The 19,248-nt window shown below is 67.2% G+C and carries 16 protein-coding genes, 2 tRNA genes and 1 pseudogene; 14 read left to right on the top strand and 5 right to left on the bottom strand.

Translation table 11 applies throughout. The features are described 5' to 3' along the window. The 7 genes and pseudogenes from AB0N66_RS40735 to AB0N66_RS40705 all read left to right on the top strand — a co-directional run. Positions 1-104 (top strand): annotated as a pseudogene (locus AB0N66_RS40735) (6-phosphogluconate dehydrogenase); the annotation flags it as partial. Between the two features lie 62 nt (positions 105-166). Further along, on the top strand, positions 167-1,291 hold the full coding sequence (gene recF / locus AB0N66_RS40730; RefSeq protein WP_365445438.1) for a DNA replication/repair protein RecF: 1,125 nt from the start codon (positions 167-169) through the stop codon (positions 1,289-1,291). Beyond that, on the top strand, positions 1,288-1,839 hold the full coding sequence (locus AB0N66_RS40725) for a DciA family protein (RefSeq protein WP_365445435.1): 552 nt from the start codon (positions 1,288-1,290) through the stop codon (positions 1,837-1,839). Before recF ends, AB0N66_RS40725 begins: the two co-directional genes overlap by 4 nt. Positions 1,840-2,169: 330 nt before the next feature. After that, positions 2,170-4,254, top strand: a complete 2,085-nt coding sequence (gene gyrB, locus AB0N66_RS40720; protein ID WP_365445432.1) for a DNA topoisomerase (ATP-hydrolyzing) subunit B — start codon at positions 2,170-2,172, stop codon at positions 4,252-4,254. 42 nt (positions 4,255-4,296) lie between these two features. Continuing rightward, complete coding sequence (gyrA, locus tag AB0N66_RS40715) at positions 4,297-6,888, top strand: DNA gyrase subunit A (RefSeq protein WP_365445429.1); 2,592 nt, start codon at positions 4,297-4,299, stop codon at positions 6,886-6,888. 20 nt (positions 6,889-6,908) lie between these two features. Beyond that, positions 6,909-7,670 (top strand): DUF3566 domain-containing protein, encoded by a 762-nt coding sequence (locus AB0N66_RS40710; RefSeq protein WP_365445426.1) that lies wholly within the window; start codon positions 6,909-6,911, stop codon positions 7,668-7,670. A gap of 111 nt (positions 7,671-7,781) precedes the next feature. After that, positions 7,782-7,855, top strand: a tRNA-Ile gene (locus AB0N66_RS40705). Positions 7,856-8,189: 334 nt separating this feature from the next. On the opposite strand, the gene AB0N66_RS40700 is transcribed toward AB0N66_RS40705, so the two are convergent. Next, positions 8,190-8,549 carry a DUF6344 domain-containing protein gene (locus tag AB0N66_RS40700; RefSeq protein ID WP_365445423.1) on the bottom strand — a complete coding sequence of 120 codons (360 nt, stop codon included), beginning with the start codon at positions 8,547-8,549 and terminating at the stop codon, positions 8,190-8,192. A gap of 327 nt (positions 8,550-8,876) precedes the next feature. Between AB0N66_RS40700 and AB0N66_RS40695 the strand changes: the two genes are divergently transcribed. Together AB0N66_RS40695 and AB0N66_RS40690 are read left to right on the top strand one after the other, a co-directional pair. Next, positions 8,877-9,005 (top strand): DLW-39 family protein, encoded by a 129-nt coding sequence (locus tag AB0N66_RS40695; protein ID WP_003999697.1) that lies wholly within the window; start codon positions 8,877-8,879, stop codon positions 9,003-9,005. Positions 9,006-9,326: 321 nt separating this feature from the next. Beyond that, complete coding sequence (locus AB0N66_RS40690) at positions 9,327-10,823, top strand: hypothetical protein (protein ID WP_365445420.1); 1,497 nt, start codon at positions 9,327-9,329, stop codon at positions 10,821-10,823. 44 nt (positions 10,824-10,867) lie between these two features. Here AB0N66_RS40690 and AB0N66_RS40685 read toward each other — a convergent pair whose 3' ends face one another. Together AB0N66_RS40685 and AB0N66_RS40680 are read right to left on the bottom strand one after the other, a co-directional pair. After that, entirely contained in the window at positions 10,868-12,919 is a 2,052-nt protein-coding gene (locus AB0N66_RS40685) for a serine/threonine-protein kinase (protein WP_365445417.1), read from the bottom strand. A gap of 211 nt (positions 12,920-13,130) precedes the next feature. Beyond that, entirely contained in the window at positions 13,131-13,679 is a 549-nt protein-coding gene (locus AB0N66_RS40680) for a DNA-binding protein (protein ID WP_365445414.1), read from the bottom strand. A gap of 182 nt (positions 13,680-13,861) precedes the next feature. Between AB0N66_RS40680 and AB0N66_RS40675 the strand changes: the two genes are divergently transcribed. Next, positions 13,862-13,934 (top strand) — tRNA-Ala (locus tag AB0N66_RS40675). A 295-nt stretch (positions 13,935-14,229) separates the two neighbouring features. Here the strand turns inward: AB0N66_RS40675 and AB0N66_RS40670 are convergent. Continuing rightward, positions 14,230-14,931 carry a DUF5324 family protein gene (locus AB0N66_RS40670; protein ID WP_365445411.1) on the bottom strand — a complete coding sequence of 234 codons (702 nt, stop codon included), beginning with the start codon at positions 14,929-14,931 and terminating at the stop codon, positions 14,230-14,232. Between the two features lie 391 nt (positions 14,932-15,322). Here AB0N66_RS40670 and AB0N66_RS40665 point away from each other — a divergent pair, with 391 nt between their 5' ends. Both AB0N66_RS40665 and AB0N66_RS40660 read left to right on the top strand, forming a co-directional pair. Beyond that, a complete protein-coding gene (locus tag AB0N66_RS40665; protein WP_365445408.1) occupies positions 15,323-15,856 on the top strand; it encodes a peptidylprolyl isomerase in 534 nt (177 codons plus the stop codon). A gap of 157 nt (positions 15,857-16,013) precedes the next feature. After that, a complete protein-coding gene (locus AB0N66_RS40660) occupies positions 16,014-16,928 on the top strand; it encodes a rhomboid family intramembrane serine protease (RefSeq protein WP_365445405.1) in 915 nt (304 codons plus the stop codon). Between the two features lie 300 nt (positions 16,929-17,228). Here AB0N66_RS40660 and crgA read toward each other — a convergent pair whose 3' ends face one another. Then, the gene (crgA, locus tag AB0N66_RS40655; RefSeq protein ID WP_365445402.1) at positions 17,229-17,483 is read right to left on the bottom strand and encodes a cell division protein CrgA; all 255 of its coding nucleotides are present in this window, start codon (positions 17,481-17,483) and stop codon (positions 17,229-17,231) included. A gap of 142 nt (positions 17,484-17,625) precedes the next feature. Here crgA and AB0N66_RS40650 point away from each other — a divergent pair, with 142 nt between their 5' ends. Next, entirely contained in the window at positions 17,626-18,405 is a 780-nt protein-coding gene (locus tag AB0N66_RS40650) for a DUF881 domain-containing protein (protein WP_365445399.1), read from the top strand. A 71-nt stretch (positions 18,406-18,476) separates the two neighbouring features. Further along, on the top strand, positions 18,477-19,220 hold the full coding sequence (locus tag AB0N66_RS40645) for a class E sortase (protein ID WP_365445396.1): 744 nt from the start codon (positions 18,477-18,479) through the stop codon (positions 19,218-19,220). The last annotated feature ends 28 nt before the right edge of the window (positions 19,221-19,248 follow it).

Below are 19,248 nucleotides of genomic sequence, written 5' to 3'. Positions count from 1 at the left end.
CACTCTTCGCCCGCTTCGCATCCCGCCAGGACGACTCACCGCAGATGAAGATGGTGGCGGCACTGCGCAACCAGTTCGGCGGCCACGCCGTCGAGAAGAAGTAATCCACAGATCCACAGGCCAAGGGCCCGCGGATCCACAACCTGGGGGAGGTCGGCGAACGACCATGCACGTCACGCATCTGTCGCTGGCCGACTTCCGCTCCTACGCCCGGGTCGAGGTCCCGCTCGACCCGGGCGTCACCGCGTTCGTGGGCCCCAACGGACAGGGCAAGACGAACCTCGTCGAGGCGGTCGGCTATCTCGCGACCCTCGGCAGCCACCGCGTCTCCTCCGACGCCCCGCTGGTGCGCATGGGCGCCGACCGCGCGATCATCCGGGCCAATGTCCGCCAGGGCGAGCGCCAGCAGCTCATCGAGCTGGAGCTGAACCCCGGCAAGGCGAACCGCGCCCGCATCAACAGGTCCTCGCAGGTCAGACCCCGTGACGTGCTCGGCATCGTACGTACCGTGCTGTTCGCTCCCGAGGATCTCGCCCTCGTCAAGGGCGACCCCGGCGAGCGGCGCCGCTTCCTCGATGAGCTGATCACCGCCCGCTCCCCGCGCATGGCGGGTGTCCGCTCCGACTACGACCGTGTCCTCAGGCAGCGCAACACGCTCCTGAAGTCGGCTGCGCTGGCCCGACGGCACGGCGGCCGCACCATGGACCTGTCCACGCTCGACGTCTGGGACCAGCACCTCGCGCGCGTGGGCGCCGAGCTGCTCGCACAGCGGCTCGACCTGGTCTCTGCGATCCAGCCGCTGTCCGACAAGGCGTACGAGCAGCTGGCGCCCGGCGGCGGCCCGATCGCCCTGGAGTACAAGCCCTCGTCGCCCGAAATCGTGGGCCACGCGCGCGAGGAGCTGTACGAGCAGCTCATGGCCGCGCTCCTGGAGTCCCGTAAGCAGGAGATCGAGCGGGGCGTCACCCTGGTGGGCCCGCACCGGGACGAGCTGCTGCTCAAGCTCGGCCAGCTGCCCGCGAAGGGATATGCGTCACACGGCGAGTCCTGGTCGTACGCGCTGGCGCTGCGCCTGGCCTCGTACGACCTGCTCAGGTCCGAGGGCAACGAGCCGGTACTGGTTCTGGACGATGTCTTCGCAGAGCTGGACACCCGCAGGAGGGAACGCCTCGCGGAACTCGTCGCTCCGGGCGAGCAGGTGCTGGTGACCGCCGCGGTCGACGACGACGTACCCGGCGTCCTGGCGGGGACGCGGTACTCCGTTTCCGAGGGCGAGGTGGAGCGCGTATGACGGAGAACACACCCGACCCGGCGGCGGCCCCCAAGACTCCCGAACCGTCCGGTGTCGACCTCGCGCGGGTGGCCCTGCGCGCCGCGAAGGAACAGGCACGCGCGCGTGGTGACGCGGCACAGCAGAAGAAGCAGGCGCGGCGCGGTGGCGGTCTGCGCTCCGGCGCGCACTCCGACGGGCGCGACCCCATGGCGCTCGGCGCTGCCATCAACCGGCTGCTCACCGAGCGCGGCTGGGAGACCCCGGCCGCGGTGGGCGGCGTGATGGGCCGCTGGCCGGAGATCGTCGGCGACGACCTGGCCAAGCACTGTGTTCCGCTGCGGTACGACGACGACCCGGCCGAGCGGGTACTGACCGTGCAGTGCGACTCGACCGCCTGGGCGACCCAGTTGCGCCTGCTCGCCCCGGAGTTGGTGAAACGGCTGAATCAGGACCTCGGACACGGCACGGTGCGGCTGATCAAGGTGCAGGGTCCCGGAGGTCCCCCCCGCCGCTTCGGTCCATTGCGTGCCCCTGGAAGCAAGGGTCCCGGCGACACCTACGGGTGATCGGTACAGGCCGGAACCGTCGGCAACGGTTGACCGGGTGCGGTTGCGAACGCCGACCTGACTCGGCAGTAGCCAAGGGTTGACACCCGGAAGCGCTGAGTGCCGCTGTAAGCCTCTTTGGGCCTGGGTCCGCATATGGGGAGTCGGCCGAGACCGGTTCAGGGCGGCACATGCGGACTCAGGTACCGGCAAACCCCCATCACTGTCGGCGCTACCGGTAGACTGGAAGCTAATCCCGCCCCACTTGTGGGACGCACCGAGCAACGCTGACTAAGGCTTACCAACGCAACACGCCGCAGCCGCTCCGGCCACCCGCCAGGAGTTTGGCTTGTGCTGTGCCAGAAAGGGCGCTTCGTGGCCGATTCCGGCAACCCCAACGAGAACATTCCGTCCACCGACGCCGGCGTCAACGCCGAGGCCGCGATCTCGAACGGCGAGGTCTCGGCCTCGTACGACGCCAACGCCATCACCGTCCTCGAGGGTCTGGACGCGGTCCGCAAGCGACCCGGCATGTACATCGGCTCGACCGGTGAGCGCGGCCTGCACCACCTGGTGCAGGAGGTCGTGGACAACTCCGTCGACGAGGCGCTGGCCGGTCACGCGGACACCATCGACGTCACGATCCTGGCCGACGGTGGCGTGCGAGTCGTCGACAACGGCCGCGGCATCCCGGTGGGCATCGTCCCGTCCGAGGGCAAGCCCGCCGTCGAGGTCGTGCTGACCGTGCTGCACGCGGGCGGCAAGTTCGGCGGCGGCGGCTACGCGGTCTCCGGCGGTCTGCACGGCGTGGGCGTCTCCGTCGTCAACGCGCTGTCCACGAAGGTCGCCGTCGAGGTCAAGACCGACGGCTATCGCTGGACGCAGGACTACAAGCTGGGCGTCCCCACCGCCCCGCTGGCGCGCCACGAAGAGACCGAGGAGACCGGCACGACGGTCACCTTCTGGGCCGACCCGGACATCTTCGAGACCACCGACTACTCCTTCGAGACGCTGTCGCGGCGCCTCCAGGAGATGGCGTTCCTCAACAAGGGTTTGACCATCAAACTCACTGATGAGCGCGAGTCGGCGAAGGCCACGGTCGGTGCGGACGAGGCCGGTGCGGACGAGATCGCCGAGGTCAAGTCCGTCACGTACCACTACGCGGGCGGCATCGTCGACTTCGTGAAGTACCTGAACTCCCGCAAGGGAGAGGTCGTCCACGAGACCGTGATCGACGTCGAGGCCGAGGACAAGGAGCGCATGCTCTCCCTCGAGGTCGCGATGCAGTGGAACAGCGGCTACAGCGAGGGTGTGTACTCCTTCGCCAACACCATCCACACGCACGAGGGCGGCACGCACGAAGAGGGCTTCCGGGCCGCTCTGACCGGTCTGATCAACCGGTACGCGCGCGACAAGAAGCTGCTGCGCGAGAAGGACGACAACCTCACGGGTGACGACATCCGCGAGGGTCTGACCGCGATCATCTCGGTCAAGCTCGGCGAGCCGCAGTTCGAGGGCCAGACCAAGACCAAGCTGGGCAACACCGAGGCGAAGACCTTCGTACAGAAGGTCGTGCACGAGCGCCTGACGGACTGGCTGGACCGCAACCCGAACGAGGCTTCGGACATCATCCGCAAGTCCATCCAGGCGGCCACCGCGCGCGTGGCGGCCCGCAAGGCGCGTGACCTCACCCGCCGCAAGGGTCTGCTCGAGTCGGCGTCCCTGCCGGGCAAGCTCTCCGACTGCCAGTCGAACGACCCCGTCAAGTGCGAGATCTTCATCGTCGAGGGTGACTCCGCCGGCGGCTCGGCCAAGTCCGGCCGCAACCCGCAGTACCAGGCGATCCTTCCGATCCGAGGAAAGATCCTCAACGTCGAGAAGTCGCGGATCGACAAGATCCTGCAGAACCAGGAGATCCAGGCGCTGATCTCGGCCTTCGGTACCGGAGTCCACGAGGACTTCGACATCGAGAAGCTCCGCTATCACAAGATCATTCTGATGGCGGACGCCGACGTCGACGGCCAGCACATCAACACCCTGCTGCTGACGTTCCTGTTCCGCTTCATGCGGCCGCTGGTCGAGGCAGGGCACGTGTTCCTCTCCCGTCCCCCGCTCTACAAGATCAAGTGGGGCCGCGAGGACTTCGAGTACGCCTACTCGGACCGTGAGCGTGACGCGCTGATCGAACTGGGCAAGCAGGCCGGCAAGCGCATCCGCGAGGACTCGGTCCAGCGCTTCAAGGGACTCGGCGAGATGAACGCCGAGGAGCTGCGCATCACGACCATGGACCAGGAACACCGCGTCCTCGGCCAGGTCACCCTCGACGACGCCGCCCAGGCCGACGACCTGTTCTCGGTCCTCATGGGCGAGGACGTCGAGGCGCGCCGCGCGTTCATCCAGCGCAACGCCAAGGACGTCCGCTTCCTCGACATCTGAGTCGGTCTCAGCTGACCGCACCAGGAAGGATCTTCACCAGCAATGGCCGACGAGAACACTTCCAGTACGCCTGAAGAGGGCGCCATCGCCCAGCGAGTCGAGCCCGTCGGGCTCGAGACGGAGATGCAGCGCTCGTATCTCGACTACGCGATGTCCGTCATCGTGTCGCGCGCGCTGCCCGACGTACGGGACGGTCTCAAGCCCGTCCACCGCCGCGTCCTGTACGCCATGTACGACGGCGGCTACCGGCCCGAGAAGGGCTTCTACAAGTGCGCCCGCGTCGTCGGCGACGTCATGGGCAACTACCACCCGCACGGCGACTCCTCGATCTACGACGCGCTGGTCCGCCTCGCGCAGCCGTGGTCGATGCGGATGCCGCTCGTGGACTCCAACGGCAACTTCGGTTCCCCGGGCAACGACCCGGCCGCCGCCATGCGGTACACCGAGTGCAAGCTGATGACGCTGTCCATGGAGATGGTCCGTGACATCGACGAGGAGACCGTCGACTTCACGGACAACTACGACGGCCGCTCCCAGGAGCCGACCGTCCTGCCGGCCCGCTTCCCGAACCTGCTGATCAACGGCTCGGCGGGCATCGCGGTCGGCATGGCGACCAACATCCCACCGCACAACCTCCGCGAGGTCGCGGCCGGCGCCCAGTGGTACCTGGAGAACCCCGAGGCCTCCCACGAGGAGCTCCTGGACGCCCTGATCGAGCGCATCAAGGGCCCCGATTTCCCCAGTGGCGCCCTAGTAGTGGGCCGAAAAGGCATCGAGGAGGCCTACCGCACCGGTCGTGGCTCCATCACGATGCGCGCGGTCATCGAGGTCGAGGAGATCCAGAACCGCCAGTGTCTGGTGGTCACGGAACTCCCCTACCAGGTCAACCCGGACAACCTCGCGCAGAAGATCGCCGACCTCGTGAAGGACGGCAAGGTCGGCGGCATCGCCGACGTCCGCGACGAGACGTCCTCGCGCACGGGCCAGCGCCTGGTCATCGTCCTGAAGCGCGACGCGGTCGCCAAGGTCGTGCTGAACAACCTCTACAAGCACACCGATCTGCAGTCGAACTTCAGCGCCAACATGCTGGCGCTGGTCGACGGCGTCCCGCGCACGCTGTCGCTCGACGCGTTCATCCGCCACTGGGTGACGCACCAGGTCGAGGTCATCGTCCGCCGTACGAGGTTCCGGCTGCGCAAGGCCGAGGAGCGTGCGCACATCCTGCGTGGCCTCCTGAAGGCCCTGGACGCCATCGACGACGTCATCGCGCTGATCCGGCGCAGTGACACCGTCGAGATCGCGCGCGTGGGCCTGATGGGCCTCCTGGAGATCGACGAGATCCAGGCCAACGCCATCCTCGAGATGCAGCTGCGCCGACTGGCCGCCCTGGAGCGCCAGAAGATCATCCAGGAGCACGACGAACTCCAGGCGAAGATCACTGAGTACAACGCGATCCTGGCTTCGCCGGTGCGTCAGCGGCAGATCATCAGCGAGGAACTCGCCGCGATCGTCGACAAGTTCGGCGACGACCGCCGCTCCAAGCTGATTCCTTTCGACGGCGACATGTCCATGGAGGACCTGATCGCCGAAGAGGACATCGTCGTCACCATCACGCGCGGCGGCTACATCAAGCGCACCAAGACCGAGGACTACCGCTCGCAGAAGCGCGGCGGCAAGGGCGTACGCGGTGCGAAACTGAAGCAGGACGACATCGTCGACCACTTCTTCGTGTCGACGACGCACCACTGGCTGCTGTTCTTCACCAACAAGGGCCGCGTCTACCGTGCGAAGGCGTACGAGCTTCCGGACGCCGGCCGTGACGCGCGTGGCCAGCACGTCGCCAACCTGCTGGCCTTCCAGCCGGACGAGCAGATCGCACAGATCCTCGCGATCCGCGACTACGAAGCGGCGCCCTATCTGATCCTGGCCACCAAGGGTGGCCTGGTGAAGAAGACGCCTCTTAAGGATTACGATTCCCCGCGTTCGGGCGGCGTCATCGCGATCAATCTCCGCGAAACGGAGGACGGTTCCGACGACGAACTGATCGGAGCCGAACTCGTTTCGGCCGAAGATGATCTGCTTCTGATCAGCAAGAAGGCACAGTCGATCAGGTTCACGGCGACGGACGATGCGCTGCGCCCGATGGGCCGTGCCACCTCGGGTGTCAAGGGCATGAGCTTCCGTGAGGGAGACCAGCTGCTCTCGATGAATGTTGTTCGACCCGGTACGTTCGTGTTCACTGCCACAGACGGCGGGTACGCGAAGCGAACCAACGTCGCCGAGTACCGCGTCCAAGGTCGTGGTGGCCTGGGTATCAAGGCCGCCAAGATCGTCGAGGATCGTGGGTCCCTGGTGGGCGCGTTGGTGGTCGAGGAGACCGATGAGATTCTCGCCATCACGCTGTCCGGTGGTGTGATTCGTACGCGAGTCAACGAGGTCAGGGAGACGGGCCGTGACACCATGGGCGTTCAACTGATCAATCTGGGTAAGCGCGATGCCGTCGTCGGTATCGCTCGTAACGCCGAGGCCGGTCGCGAGGCGGAGGAAGTCGACGGCGAGGACGCCGTTGACGAGACCGCCGAAGGCGTCGAGGCCGTCGGTACGGAAGAGGGCGAGCCGTCCTCGGCCGAGTAGCGCGAGGAGTGAGTTTCATCGTGAGCGGAGCCACGGGCGCCGGATCGACCGGTACGGAAACGGACGGCGGCCGTGGCCCCGCCACGGATGTGACTGACTCCCATGACTCTCATGGATCCCAGGGGGGAACTGTGACGGACACCCGAGGCCCACAGGCCCAGAGTTACATGGGCGGGGAGGCCCCGGCAGGAGCGCCGCCGGCACCTGGTTCGCCGGTGGCGGGGACGCCGCAGCAGGGTTCGCCCCTGCCAGGCTCACCGCTGCAGGGTTCACCACTGCCCGGTTCGCCGTTGCCGGGGGAGCGGCAGCCGTCGCAGCCCGCCCAGCCGTACCACCCGCCGCAGGCGTACCCGGCTCAGCCGCCTTCGGGCGCGGTCCGCCGACCGCGCACCGGCGCGCGCACGACGCCGCGGACGCGCAAGGCACGGCTGCGGGTCGCCAAGGCCGACCCGTGGTCGGTGATGAAGGTCAGCTTCCTGCTCTCCATCGCCCTTGGCATCTGCACGATCGTCGCGGCCGCGGTGCTGTGGATGGTCATGGACGCGATGGGCGTCTTCTCGACGGTCGGCGGCACCATCTCCGAGGCAACGGGCTCGAACGAGTCGAACGGCTTCGACCTGCAGTCGTTCCTCTCCCTGCCGCACGTCCTGATGTTCACGTCGGTCATCGCGGTCATCGACGTCGTCCTCGCCACCGCGCTCGGCACGCTCGGCGCGTTCATCTACAACCTCTCCGCCGGCTTCGTCGGCGGCGTCGAGCTGACGCTGGCCGAGGACGAGTAAGCACGAGCGGGCGGCCTCTCAAACGTCCGTTGACTATCGATTTTGGGACTGGCCGCGTCGTGCGCTAATCTTCAGAGGTCAGCGCGCGGGACGTACACCGCAAAGCGCGGCGGGGCTATAGCTCAGTTGGTTAGAGCGCATCCCTGATAAGGATGAGGCCACAGGTTCAAATCCTGTTAGCCCCACATCATGAAGACCCCCAGTCGAATGCGGCTGGGGGTCTTTTGACGTCTGTCGACAGCTTCCACTGCTAGCTGTCCCTCGGTAGCTTCCAGCGGTAGTTGTCCACCGGTAGCTTCCAGCGCCGGCATCAGTCGAGCCGGTCCGGGCTGATGGGGGTCGGTACCCCGAAGGCAGGCCTCGGGATGTCTCGGGGCAGGTCTGGGGATGTCTGGGGATGTCTCGGTATGCCGATGGCCCGGCAACTCGTCCGAGTTGCCGGGCCATCGCCCTGTGTGGCTTTGTACGCAAGTTCGCCGCTACGTCAGGGGCATGTCGCTGTGGGGTGGCGACGCGTGCTCAACGCTGGAGGGGAGTGACGGCTTCCGTGCCGATCTCGGCGGGCGTCTGGTCGTCGCAGGAGGCGTCGGGGTCCGCCGTGGCATCCTCATCGGCCGACGGGCGGTGGCGGCAGCTAGGTGAGGAACCGTGGGCCTCGGCGCGGATGCGTTGCTTCATCGTGGGGGGCAGGTCCCGGCTGTACGACCAGGCCCAGTAGGACATCGCCGGCACCGTCACGGAGGCCGTGCTGTTGCGTGTGCCCTCGGTCTGCGGTACCGCCGCGGCCGAGGCGGTGGTGACGAGTCCGAGCGCAGTGCACAGTGCGACGAAGGCGGTGATGACGGCGGTCCACAACTTCATGACCTTGTTCTGGGTCATGGCCCCTCACTTTCGGGTCAGGCGATTTGCGTACTTTCCTCATGATGTGTATGCGGGCCGCGAAGTGGTGGACCAACGCCCCCGGCGCGTTGATGTTCAGATGAACACCACCCGGATGGGTGCAAAGGGGATGAGAAGTGAGAGATAGTAGTGAAAGTCACCATCTGTTAGGTGTGATGACCCTGCGAAGAAGACGGCCGGCCCCTGCTCTACTGCTGTGCCCCAGGCGGGAGTTGGGTGCCGATCCAGGTCACCGATCGATATCGGTCGGTGTGTATAGTCGGGCGCTAGAGATCCCCCTACGTCAAGGAAAGACGAGGTCGCACGGTGAAGAAGCTGCTCCTGGTCGCACTGGCCGCCATCGGCGGGCTCCTCGTGTACCGCCAGATCCAGGCGGATCGCGCCGAGCAGGATCTGTGGACGGAGGCGACCGACTCCGTGCCCACGGGTTCGTGAGGATCGACAACAGTCGAGACGACACTTTCAGAGCAGACCCCGGCCGCCCTCGCGGTCGGGGTTTTGTGTTGCCCGGGAGTCTTCGATTCTCAATAGCAAACGGTTGAATTGCGATGGAGAATTCGAGCACTACGGAGAGGGGTCTTTCGGCCGCTCGTCCGGATAGTGCGGGTAGCGAGGTGGCGGTCGGGGCAGGATGGGCCACGATCCAGGGCGACCACGGCTGTGGTGCGTACGGCTGTGTGTACGCCTACGGACATGCCGTAGGGCATGCAAGAAGGGCATGCCTACGGATAGGCCTACAACGAGGGGTGGCGCGCGATGGAGCGGCGCAGGGTGCGGTGGCACGCGATGTCGTGGCACGGCCGGGCGCTCGCGGCCACTACGGCGACGACGGTCGCGGCAGCGGCCCTGTGCGCGACGATCGCACTGCCGGGACAGGCAACCGCCGCCGGTACGCAGGTGGCAACTTCCGGTACGCAGGTGGGAGCCACGGGTACGCAGGCAGCAGCTTCCGGTACGCAGGTGGGAGCCGCCGGTACGCCGAAGCCGTACGCCTTCGCGGAGGACGCCACCCTGGTCGAAGGCGCCGCGGACACCACCAACTCCGTACGCCTGGAGCCAGGAAGGGCATACAAGAGCTCCATAGGAAGGGACGGCAAGGTTTACTACCGTCTCGAACTCGATGCCACGTCCAACGCGTACGTCTCCGCCACCGCCATCCCCAGGACGGGCGAGGCGGTCACTTACGGAGACGGCGTCAGGGTGTCCGTGCAGGACGGCAACAGCCGCAACTGCTCCCACTCCGGGACCACTCACTTCGGTGCCAGCCAAAGTTCCCACCCCATTGCCGCCTGGGCGTCGCGTGAGAGCGGCAGCGACCAGTACGCCTGCCGGACGGCGGGGACGTACTACGTGGTCGTCGAGCGCAGCGGTACGACCGGTTCCTCCTCCGGCGACTGGGACCTGGAACTCAACTATGTGTCGGAGCCCAGCCTGAAGAAGGCCGGTTCGACGAGCGCGCCCGAGACGTGGAACTCCGCCTCACCAGACGTCCTCGCGGGCGACCTGGAGTCCCGCAAGGGCGGTGCTGGCTTCACCCAGGCGACCGGCCTGGAACAGGGAGTCTGGCAGGACGCGATCAGCCCCGGACAGACGCTCTTCTACAAGGTGCCCGTCGACTGGGGACAACAGCTCTACACCACCGCCGAACTGGGCAGCTCGAACAGCAGCGGCGACGACTACCTGGGTACGGCACTGGCCATGTCCCTGTACAACCCCGTACGCGGCTTCGTCGACGACGAAGGTTCCGGATACGACGGCAGCCAGCGCTCCTCCACACTCGATCCGCTGCCTCCTGTCGCCTACGAGAACCGCTACGCCCCCAACGACCGCGTGAGCGCAATGCGGTTCGCCGGCTCGTACTACTTCGTGATCCATCTCGCCGAGCAGGTCGCCGACAAGTTCGGCGACGGGCCGTTCGGGCTGACACTGCGTGTACGGGTGGACGGCGCCGCGCAGGCGGGACCGACGTACGCGGGGCGGGCGCAGCCCCAGGACGCGTTCGACGTTCCGTCAGGGGCTCTTGAGGGCGCGGCGGGCGACGAAGGCGCAGGTGGTGGCAGTAGTGGCGGTAACGGCACGATGAAGCTGGTGGCCGCGGGTGGGATCGGCGCGGGGAGCGTCCTGGTGCTGGCGCTCGGCATGTGGACCGTGGTCGCGCGGCGGCGGGTGAGGCCGGTGCCGGAGGAAGCGGACACGGTCCCGGCTCCGCGGACATCGACTCCGAGAGACCATCGGGCGCCGCGGCACCGGTAGGACCGACGAACCGGTTGCGAGTCGCCCGCCTGGGCGGGCTGCGTTCAGATTTGGGTCAACGCCCAGAAACCGACCGCGAAGCAGGCCAGCGCGAGAAGCAGGACGGGGATGGCCACCTTCGCGGGAGGTCCTGGGCGCGGTCGCGCCCGCCCGGCGTAACGCTCCGAAAATGCACCCGCCTGAGGCGGAACCTGCGGGGACCGAGCGGTGTATGAACCAGTAGAGGCGTAAGCGGACTGCGGCATCGTGGCGGACGGGGAGACGGGCCGATGGGGGGAGGGCACTTGTGTGGGTGTAGGCGTGGGCGTGGGTTCGAAAGGCAGAGCGTAGGGGGGAGTTGGCGCCGGGAGCGCGACCGCGGTGGGGGGAGTGGGCGGCTGCTCGGGCGGGTGTGGCGGTTGGTGGGGGGTGGGGTATTGCTGCGTTTCGTGCCATGCCTGGTGGGGCTGAGCCTGGGGCTTGGGCTGGGGCGGCTCTTGCTGAGGCTGAGCCTGGGGGATGGCCGCCTGGGGTGGGGGCAGATGGAAGCTTCCGGTGTCCGACATCGTGGAGGGCTGTGGGGGTACGGGGTCGAATGCGCGGTGCGGGAGTGCGGCGCCATCACTGGCGGCGGGATTCGGCCGTACGTCGCTGGGGACAGACCCCGGCTGTCCGTCATCGTCGGCGGGCTCGGGGCGTACGCCATCGGTGACGGAACCTGGCCATATCGCACCGGAGACGGGCCGCTGGGACAGGGGGCCCGAGCCGTGATGCCATGGCCCGGAGCCGGAGCCGGAGCCGGAGCCGGAGCCGGAGCCGGAGCCGGAGCCGGACCCGGAGCCGGACCCGGACCCGGACCCGGACCCGGACCCGGAGTGTTGGTCCTGGCCTGATTGCCGGGAACCGAAGTCGGAGTCCGAGCCAGGAACGGGGCCGAGCCCAGTCCCAGTCCTCGTGCCAGTGCCAGTGCCAGTGCCAGTGCCAGTGCCAGTGCCAGTGCCAGTGCCAGTGCCAGTGCCAGTGCCAGTGCCAGCCTCAGGCCGATGGTGAGAGCCAGCGCCGGCCCCAGTACTGGCTCCATGGCCAGCTTCACGACCAGAGCCATACACAGGGCCAGGGGTGAGGCCAGAGACGGGACGCGCCCCCAACGGCGCTTCCCTCAGACCGAGTTGTTCTCCCGTGGCCGTCGAGCCCGGCCGGAGCGCTACGTCGCCGGCGCGCACTCCCGGTGTAGCCCCGAGCGGACCCTCTGGACCGAACCCCTGCGGGAGCGGCCCGAGTTGGTCGAAGACGTCGATCAACTCGTCCTCGGGGCCTGGCTCGGGCAGCAGCTCGGTGGCCGAGGCGAGCGCCTTGCGCGCCCCCGTGGCGGTACGGAACCGCGCCTGCGGGTCGGGCTGCACCAACGTGGCCACGACCTGCCACAGCGGTTCGGGGATGCCCCGTGGAGCCGCCGGTGTGCCGTTCTCCGCGAAGTACTCGATCAGGGCCTTGGCGTCGGGCTTGGCACCCTCCAGCAGATAGAGGGCGACCAGACCCACGGCGAACAGGTCAGCGGGAAAGTCCGGCTCGGCGCCCAGCATCTGCTCGGGCGCGAAGTAACCGGGCGTCCCCACCACGTAGTTGGTCTCCGTCAGCCGTGGCTCGCCCAGCCGCATCGCGATGCCGAAGTCGGACAGACGCAGCCGTGGCCGAGCTCTGCCGGTCGCCTCCAGCAGCACGTTGGCGGGCTTGATGTCCCGGTGCACGACCCCCTCGGCGTGCACGGCGGCAAGCCCGGACAGAAGCTGGTCGAGCAGGGTACAGACGAACGGAGGCGGCAAGGGGCCGTAGTCCGCGACCAGATGGACCAGCGAGCCCCCGGCGACCAGGTCCATCGTGAACAGGACCTTGTCGTCGTCGGCGGCCCAGCTGGCGGGAGCGAGGACATGCGGATGATCGATCCGCAGCGCCTGCTCCCGCACGAAGCGCAGCAGCGCATGCGCGTCGCTCTGCTGCAACACCTTGGCGGCCACATACCGGCGCCGCCGGTGATCCCAGGCGCGCCAGACGGCACCGACTCCCCCGCGCCCGATCGGATCGACCAGTTCGTACCGGCCGGCGAAGACCTCACCCATGGTCGTGCGTCGCCCCCCTGCGGCGGTCGGTCCAAAGACCTCTTCCGATGTACACGGACGCCTGGACTTCTGTGAAGGCCCGGCCGTCCGGTACTTCACAGAGGAGCCCGGCCGCGTGGACCTCGATGAGGCGCTCGGCTGCCTGACGTGCGGCGTCCGGAGACGTCGCGAGCCTCCAGGCACTCGGGTGCGCGGCGGCCGGGCTTTGGGCTCAGCTCTGGTGCGCCTGGTAGTGAGCGACCGCGTCAGAGGTGCGGCCGGCGCCGTACACCCGGAGGAACTCTGCCAGTTCCGGGTGGGTCGGGGCGAGAGTGTCCGCTGCGTCGATGATGTCCCCCGCGGCTGCGACCGAGCGCAGCAGTGACTGGATCTCACGGACCACCCGCTTGACCGTCGGAGCCCCTGAACTACTCGTAGATTGTGTGGTGTTGCTGAGCACCGAGCCCCCCTGCGACTTTTTGATCTCGTCCATACGCTCAGTTGCCTCAGCGGCGCTGACGCTGCCATCCACGACCTGCCCCGCCAGGTCCTGCAACAGCTGCACACGCTGCACCACGGCCGGATTGCCGATCTTGGCGCGCTGACCGCTCATCAGCTGCGACAACATGGGTGCGGACAGACCCAGCACCCCGGCAAGACGCGCCTGGTTGAGCCCCAGATCGTCTATGAGCCTACGGAAGAGCGCCCCCAACGGCTCCCCGTACCAGTTCCGCTGCAGCTCCCGGGCTCTCGCGGTTGCTTCCTGCTGTGCGGCGTCCATTTGCGTCTCCCCATCGCTTCCCCAAAAACCGCGGTTCGCTGTAGCGAACCACGTCGAGCATCTTACGGAGAGTGGTTGTCCGCGGGGACCCCCAATCTTTTTGCGAGATCCCGGGGGTGACCCGGTAGTCTGGTCTGCGGCGCCAGTCGGAAGGGGTTCTTTCGGCCGGACGTTCCACTTCCGGGGCCTTAGCTCAGTTGGTAGAGCGCTGTCTTTGCATGGCAGATGTCAGGGGTTCGACTCCCCTAGGCTCCACATCCACAAAGCCCCTCCGGCCTGCGAAAACGCAGAGCGGAGGGGCTTTGTGCACAGCAATGGCGGCGGCCCGGCCTCACGTCGGCAGAGCCGGTCCGTGTTTCCTCATCCGGTGAGACGGCCGGGCTGCCACGGGCTCACCGTGCTGCCCGCTCAGCGGTTCCACGTGAAACATCGGCGCTCACAGGTGAGACTCGAGCTGGTTCCACGTGAAACATCGCTGTGGGGCAGAAGACCCTCAAGCCTTCTGCCCCACAGCGATATTGAGATCGAAATCAGAACTCACTCACAGAGATCACGGACGGTCCTCGCGACCCGCCGCTTCCTCCTCAGCCTCCTTGGCCTCGACCTCGGGGTCCAGGCCCGCCTGGCCGCTGCCGTCGACCGACGTCAGGTGACCCGGCTCGGGCACCTCCGTTGCGGCAGGCGGCTCGACGAGCCAGTCGGGGTTGGCCTGCTTGTCCCACCACTTCCACGCCACGAAGGCGCCGCCCGCCAGAATCCCCAGGACAGCCAACCCCTTGGCAAGACGGCCGGCGCGCGCCCGCCGCTCCTGCTTACGGACCAGCTTCTGGATCTCCTTCGGCGAAACCTGACCGCGCAGCGCGGCCAACGCAGCCACACCACGCGACGCGGCCTCTTCTCGAACGGGCTGCGCCGCCGCCACGGCCTGCTCGATCCTCGGCTTGGAATAGTCGGCGGCCTGACGAGCTGCCTTGCGGGTACGGACGGCGGCTTCGTGAGCCGCCTGGTCGACCTTCGGCGGCACATGCGTACGGGCCTGATCCACGCGCGGGGCGAGATGGACGTCGTACTGCACGCGGGCCTGGTCGGCGGCCTGCGACACCTTGGGCGCGAGACGCACACGCGCCTCATGCGCATAGTGCGATGCCTTGTCCTTGGCCGTGTCGGCGTAAGGCGCCACCACTTCCGCGGCGTGCAGCACGCTGTCCTTTGCCGAGCCGCTCGCGGCGCGCACGCTGTCGATGCGGGTCACGGGTTTCCTCCTCCTCGGTGGCGTACGTCGGGGATTCTGAGTACCCCCAAAGACACACAGTTCACCTTTCCACCCTTATCCGGATCATGCCCGCCCGACGGGACCGGGGCATGTGAGGGCGGGCATCCGGGTCACGGGCGGACTCCGGGTGAGCTCAGAGCGAGAGCCGCTCACGTGTCGATCAAGTGCAATAGCGCATTAATACGGGGCAACGGGAGCTTGTCGTCGACAATGCCACGGATCGCCGTGCAGCGCCCCGGTACGGAGAGGACTCGGCCGGATTTCTGCAAGCCCGACACCCGGAAGTCCGCCCGGAGGTGGCGGCCGGGCGACGCGCGTCCCCGTCCGTGCGAGGATCGGAGGGTCAAAAGAAGGCAACGGAAGGCAGATCGTGGCCGAGCAGCTTTACGCCACCCTGAAGACCAACAATGGCGACATCGAAGTCCGGCTTCTGCCGAACCACGCGCCCAAGACGGTCCGGAACTTCGTCGAACTCGCCACGGGCGAGCGCGAGTGGGTCAACCCGGAGACGGGGGAGAAGTCCACGAACAATCTCTACGACGGCACGGTCTTCCACCGGGTGATCAGCGGATTCATGATCCAGGGCGGTGACCCGCTGGGAAACGGCACCGGCGGCCCCGGCTACCAGTTCGAGGACGAGTTCCACCCGGACCTCGCCTTCGACAAGCCCTACCTGCTGGCCATGGCCAACGCCGGCCCGGCCACCAACGGCTCGCAGTTCTTCATCACCGTCTCCCCGACGGCCTGGCTGACCCGCAAGCACACCATCTTCGGCGAGGTCACTGACCCCGCCAGCCAGAAGGTCGTGGACGCCATCGCCGGCGCCAAGTCCAACCCCCGCACCGACCGCCCCGTCAACGACGTCGTCATCGAATCGGTCGTCGTCGAGACCCGCGGAGCCTGAGCCCAGAGGGCTGAGGGCTGAGCATCGAGGACTGAGCCCCCAAGGGATCGCCCGCGCGCGGCAGTGTCCCGTACGCTCTCGCAGGGAACCAAACGCCCCGTTCATCCGTATGGATGGACGGGGCGGTGCATTGCGTACGACCGAGTGAGGGGACCCCATGGACCAGGCGCCAGGCAGCCCCCAGGACCCAAAGGGCCCCGGGGATCAGGAATCGCAGGACGCCAGGAGTCTGCCCACCTGCTACCGGCATCCGGACCGCGAGACGGGCATCCGCTGCACCCGCTGTGAGCGACCGATCTGCCCCGAGTGCATGGTCAGCGCCTCTGTCGGCTTCCAGTGCCCCGACTGCATCCGCGGCGGCTCCGGCACCGGGCACTCCCCGACGGCCACCCAGCCCCGTACCCTCGCGGGCGGCACGATCGCCGCAGACCCCAGACTCACCACCAAGGTCCTGATCGGCATCAACCTGGCCGCCTTCCTGGTCCAGCTGTCGTTGGCCGACCGCTTCACCGACAGCTTCGACCTCTTCGGACAGGCCTGGCTCTCCGGCCGACTCCAGGGCGTCGCGGAAGGGCAGTGGTATCGGCTGCTGACGGCGATGTTCCTGCACGGCAGCTACATCCACATCATGTTCAACATGCTCAGCCTGTGGTGGATCGGCGGCCCCCTGGAGGCCGCCCTCGGCCGCGCCCGCTATCTCGCCCTGTACTTCGTGTCAGGCCTCGCGGGCAGCGCGCTCACGTACCTCATCGCCGCCCCCAACCAGCCGTCGCTCGGCGCCTCCGGCGCCATCTTCGGTCTCTTCGGCGCGACCGCTGTCCTCATGCGCCGGCTCAAGTACGACATGCGTCCGGTCATCGCCCTGCTGGTGATTAACCTGATCTTCACCTTCGGGTGGAGCAACATCGCCTGGCAGGCCCACATCGGCGGTCTCGTCGGCGGTGTCGTCATCGGCTACGCCATGGTCCACGCGCCGCGTGAGCGGAGGGCCCTGATCCAGTACGGGGTGTGTGCCCTGGTGCTGGTCGCTGTGCTGGTTGCCACGCTGGTCAGGACCGTTCAGCTCACCTGAGAAACCGGTGTTGTCCACAGACCGTGGCGGATCTTGTGCACACTGTGCGGGAACAGCTGTGCCCCCTGTCACTGAACCGGGTTTTCCCAGGTCAGGCAGGGGGCGAACAAGCTTCCGGATTCCGGTAGGTCTGTCACACCGGCGTCAACCCCGGATTAGTTATCCACAGATCGTCTTTCTTTTCCACCTGTGGATAACTGCTGTGGATAACTCAGTGGATAGCCCTGGGCAGAGCTGCCCCGGACCGGCCGCAGACCTGCCCCAAGTGCTACAGAGCTGCGGTGGAGCTGCTTTCCGGGGCTACTTCCACTGCGTGGAGACGCCGAAGCCTGCGGCGATGAAGCCGAAGCCGACCACGATGTTCCAGTTGTCGAGGCCGTCGACGGGCAGCGAGCCGTCCGTGACGTAGAAGACGACGATCCAGGCCAGGCCGATGAGGAACATGGCCAGCATGACCGGTGCGACCCAGCCGCGGCTGGTCAGCTTGATGTTGGTCGCCTGCTTCGCCGCGGGCGGCGTGTAGTCGGCCTTCTTGCGGATACGTGACTTCGGCACGAGGGTCTCTCCTGTCGATGCGCTGCGTGGCCGCGCAGGGAACTGGGGCGGGCTCCGGGGCAGCGTACAAGGGGACACTGAGTGCTCCCCCGGGCGTCCGTTAGCGTAGTGCTTCCGCGGCGCCGAAGGAGATAAGGGTACGTTGAGCAATTCTGCCGACTCCCCCGGTACGGGTTCCAGCCCTGCCGGTAAGCGCCGTTTCCGGCCTGTTCGTGTACTCACGGCGGCCGTTTTCGCCCTCGCAGGTCTCATTTTCTTCACGAGTTTCAATACGGCGAAGGGCACCAACATCCGCACGGACGCGTCTTTGCTGAAGCTCTCCGACCTGATCGAGGAGCGCAGCCACAAGAACGCCTCGCTGGATGAGTCCAACGGCGTCCTGCGTGACGACGTCGACGCGCTGGCCGGGCGGGAGGACGGCAGCACGGCCGCGGAGGACGCCAAGCTCGCGGCGCTGGAGAAGAACGCGGGCACCCAGAAGCTCAAGGGCGAGGCCGTCACGGTCACGCTCAACGACGCTCCGCCGAACGCCACGGCCAAGCTGCCCGGCTACCCCGAGCCGCAGCCCGACTACCTGGTCATCCACCAGCAGGACCTCCAGGCGGTCGTGAACGCCATGTGGCAGGGCGGGGCCGAGGGCATCAAGGTGATGGACCAGCGGCTGATCTCCACGAGCGCCGTGCGCTGCGTCGGCAACACCCTGATCCTGCAGGGCCGCGTCTACTCACCCCCGTACAAGATCACCGCAATCGGCGACCCGGACAAGCTCCAGGACGCGCTGGCCGCCTCCCCCGCCATCCAGAACTACATGGTGTACGTCAACGTCTACGGGCTCGGCTGGAAAGTCGAGGACGACGGGACGGTGACTCTTCCCGGCTACTCGGGCACAGTGGATCTCCACTACGCGAAGCCTGCGGAGTAGCTCGAAGTCGTTGGGAGCAGCTCGCAGTAGTGCCTGATTAGCTGTTGCTGCCGCTGGGGGACCCTGTGTCGGTGCGAGTGGTCGTCAGGACGATCAGTGAACTGTGCATCACCGTCGGTACCGTGATCGTGCTCTTCGTGGTCTACGTGCTGTTCTGGACCGGCGTGAAGGCCGACGGTGCGATGGACCGGCAGATCGACCAGCTCCTGGAACAGTGGTCGAAGGGGAGCGTGCAGACACCGGCAGCGTCCCCTCCCCAGAGCCCGGGCTCTGCGCAGAGCCCAAGCCCGAGTCCCGGACGGAGCGAGACCCCCGTGGCGGCTCCGGAGCCGCCCGCCCCGTACACGTATGACAAGCCCTTTGCTGTGATGTACATCCCACGGCTTGGTTTCACGTGGAACAAGCCTCTGCTCGAAGGGACCGGCACCGACGTCCTCAAGAAGGGGCTGGGCCACTACCGGGGAACGGCTCAGCTCGGGCAGCCGGGGAACTTCGCCGTCGCGGGGCACCGCCGTACGTACGGCGACCCGTTCAAGGACTTTCCCGAGCTGCGCAAGGGGGACGCGGTGGTGCTGACCGACGGGACGACCTGGTTCACGTATCGGATCGACAAAGGCCCGTACAAAACCGTGCCCTCAGATATTGAGGTGATCGATCCTGTGCCGCGTAAGTCCGGGTACACACGTCCGGGCCGCTACCTCACGCTGACCACCTGCGACCCGGAGTGGGGGCACAGTCATCGGCTGATCGTCTGGGCGCACCTCGATTCCACACAGCCTGTGGAGGCTGGGAAACCCACGGCACTACGCCGTTAGTCTGGTGCCGTACGGCGACGGAAGGGAC

Source organism: Streptomyces sp. NPDC093544 (assembly GCF_040683495.1).
In the GTDB taxonomy this organism is placed as follows: Bacteria; Actinomycetota; Actinomycetes; order Streptomycetales; family Streptomycetaceae; genus Streptomyces.
The sequence above is the reverse complement of the archived record's forward strand: the minus strand, read 5'-3'. Positions and strand labels throughout refer to the sequence as shown.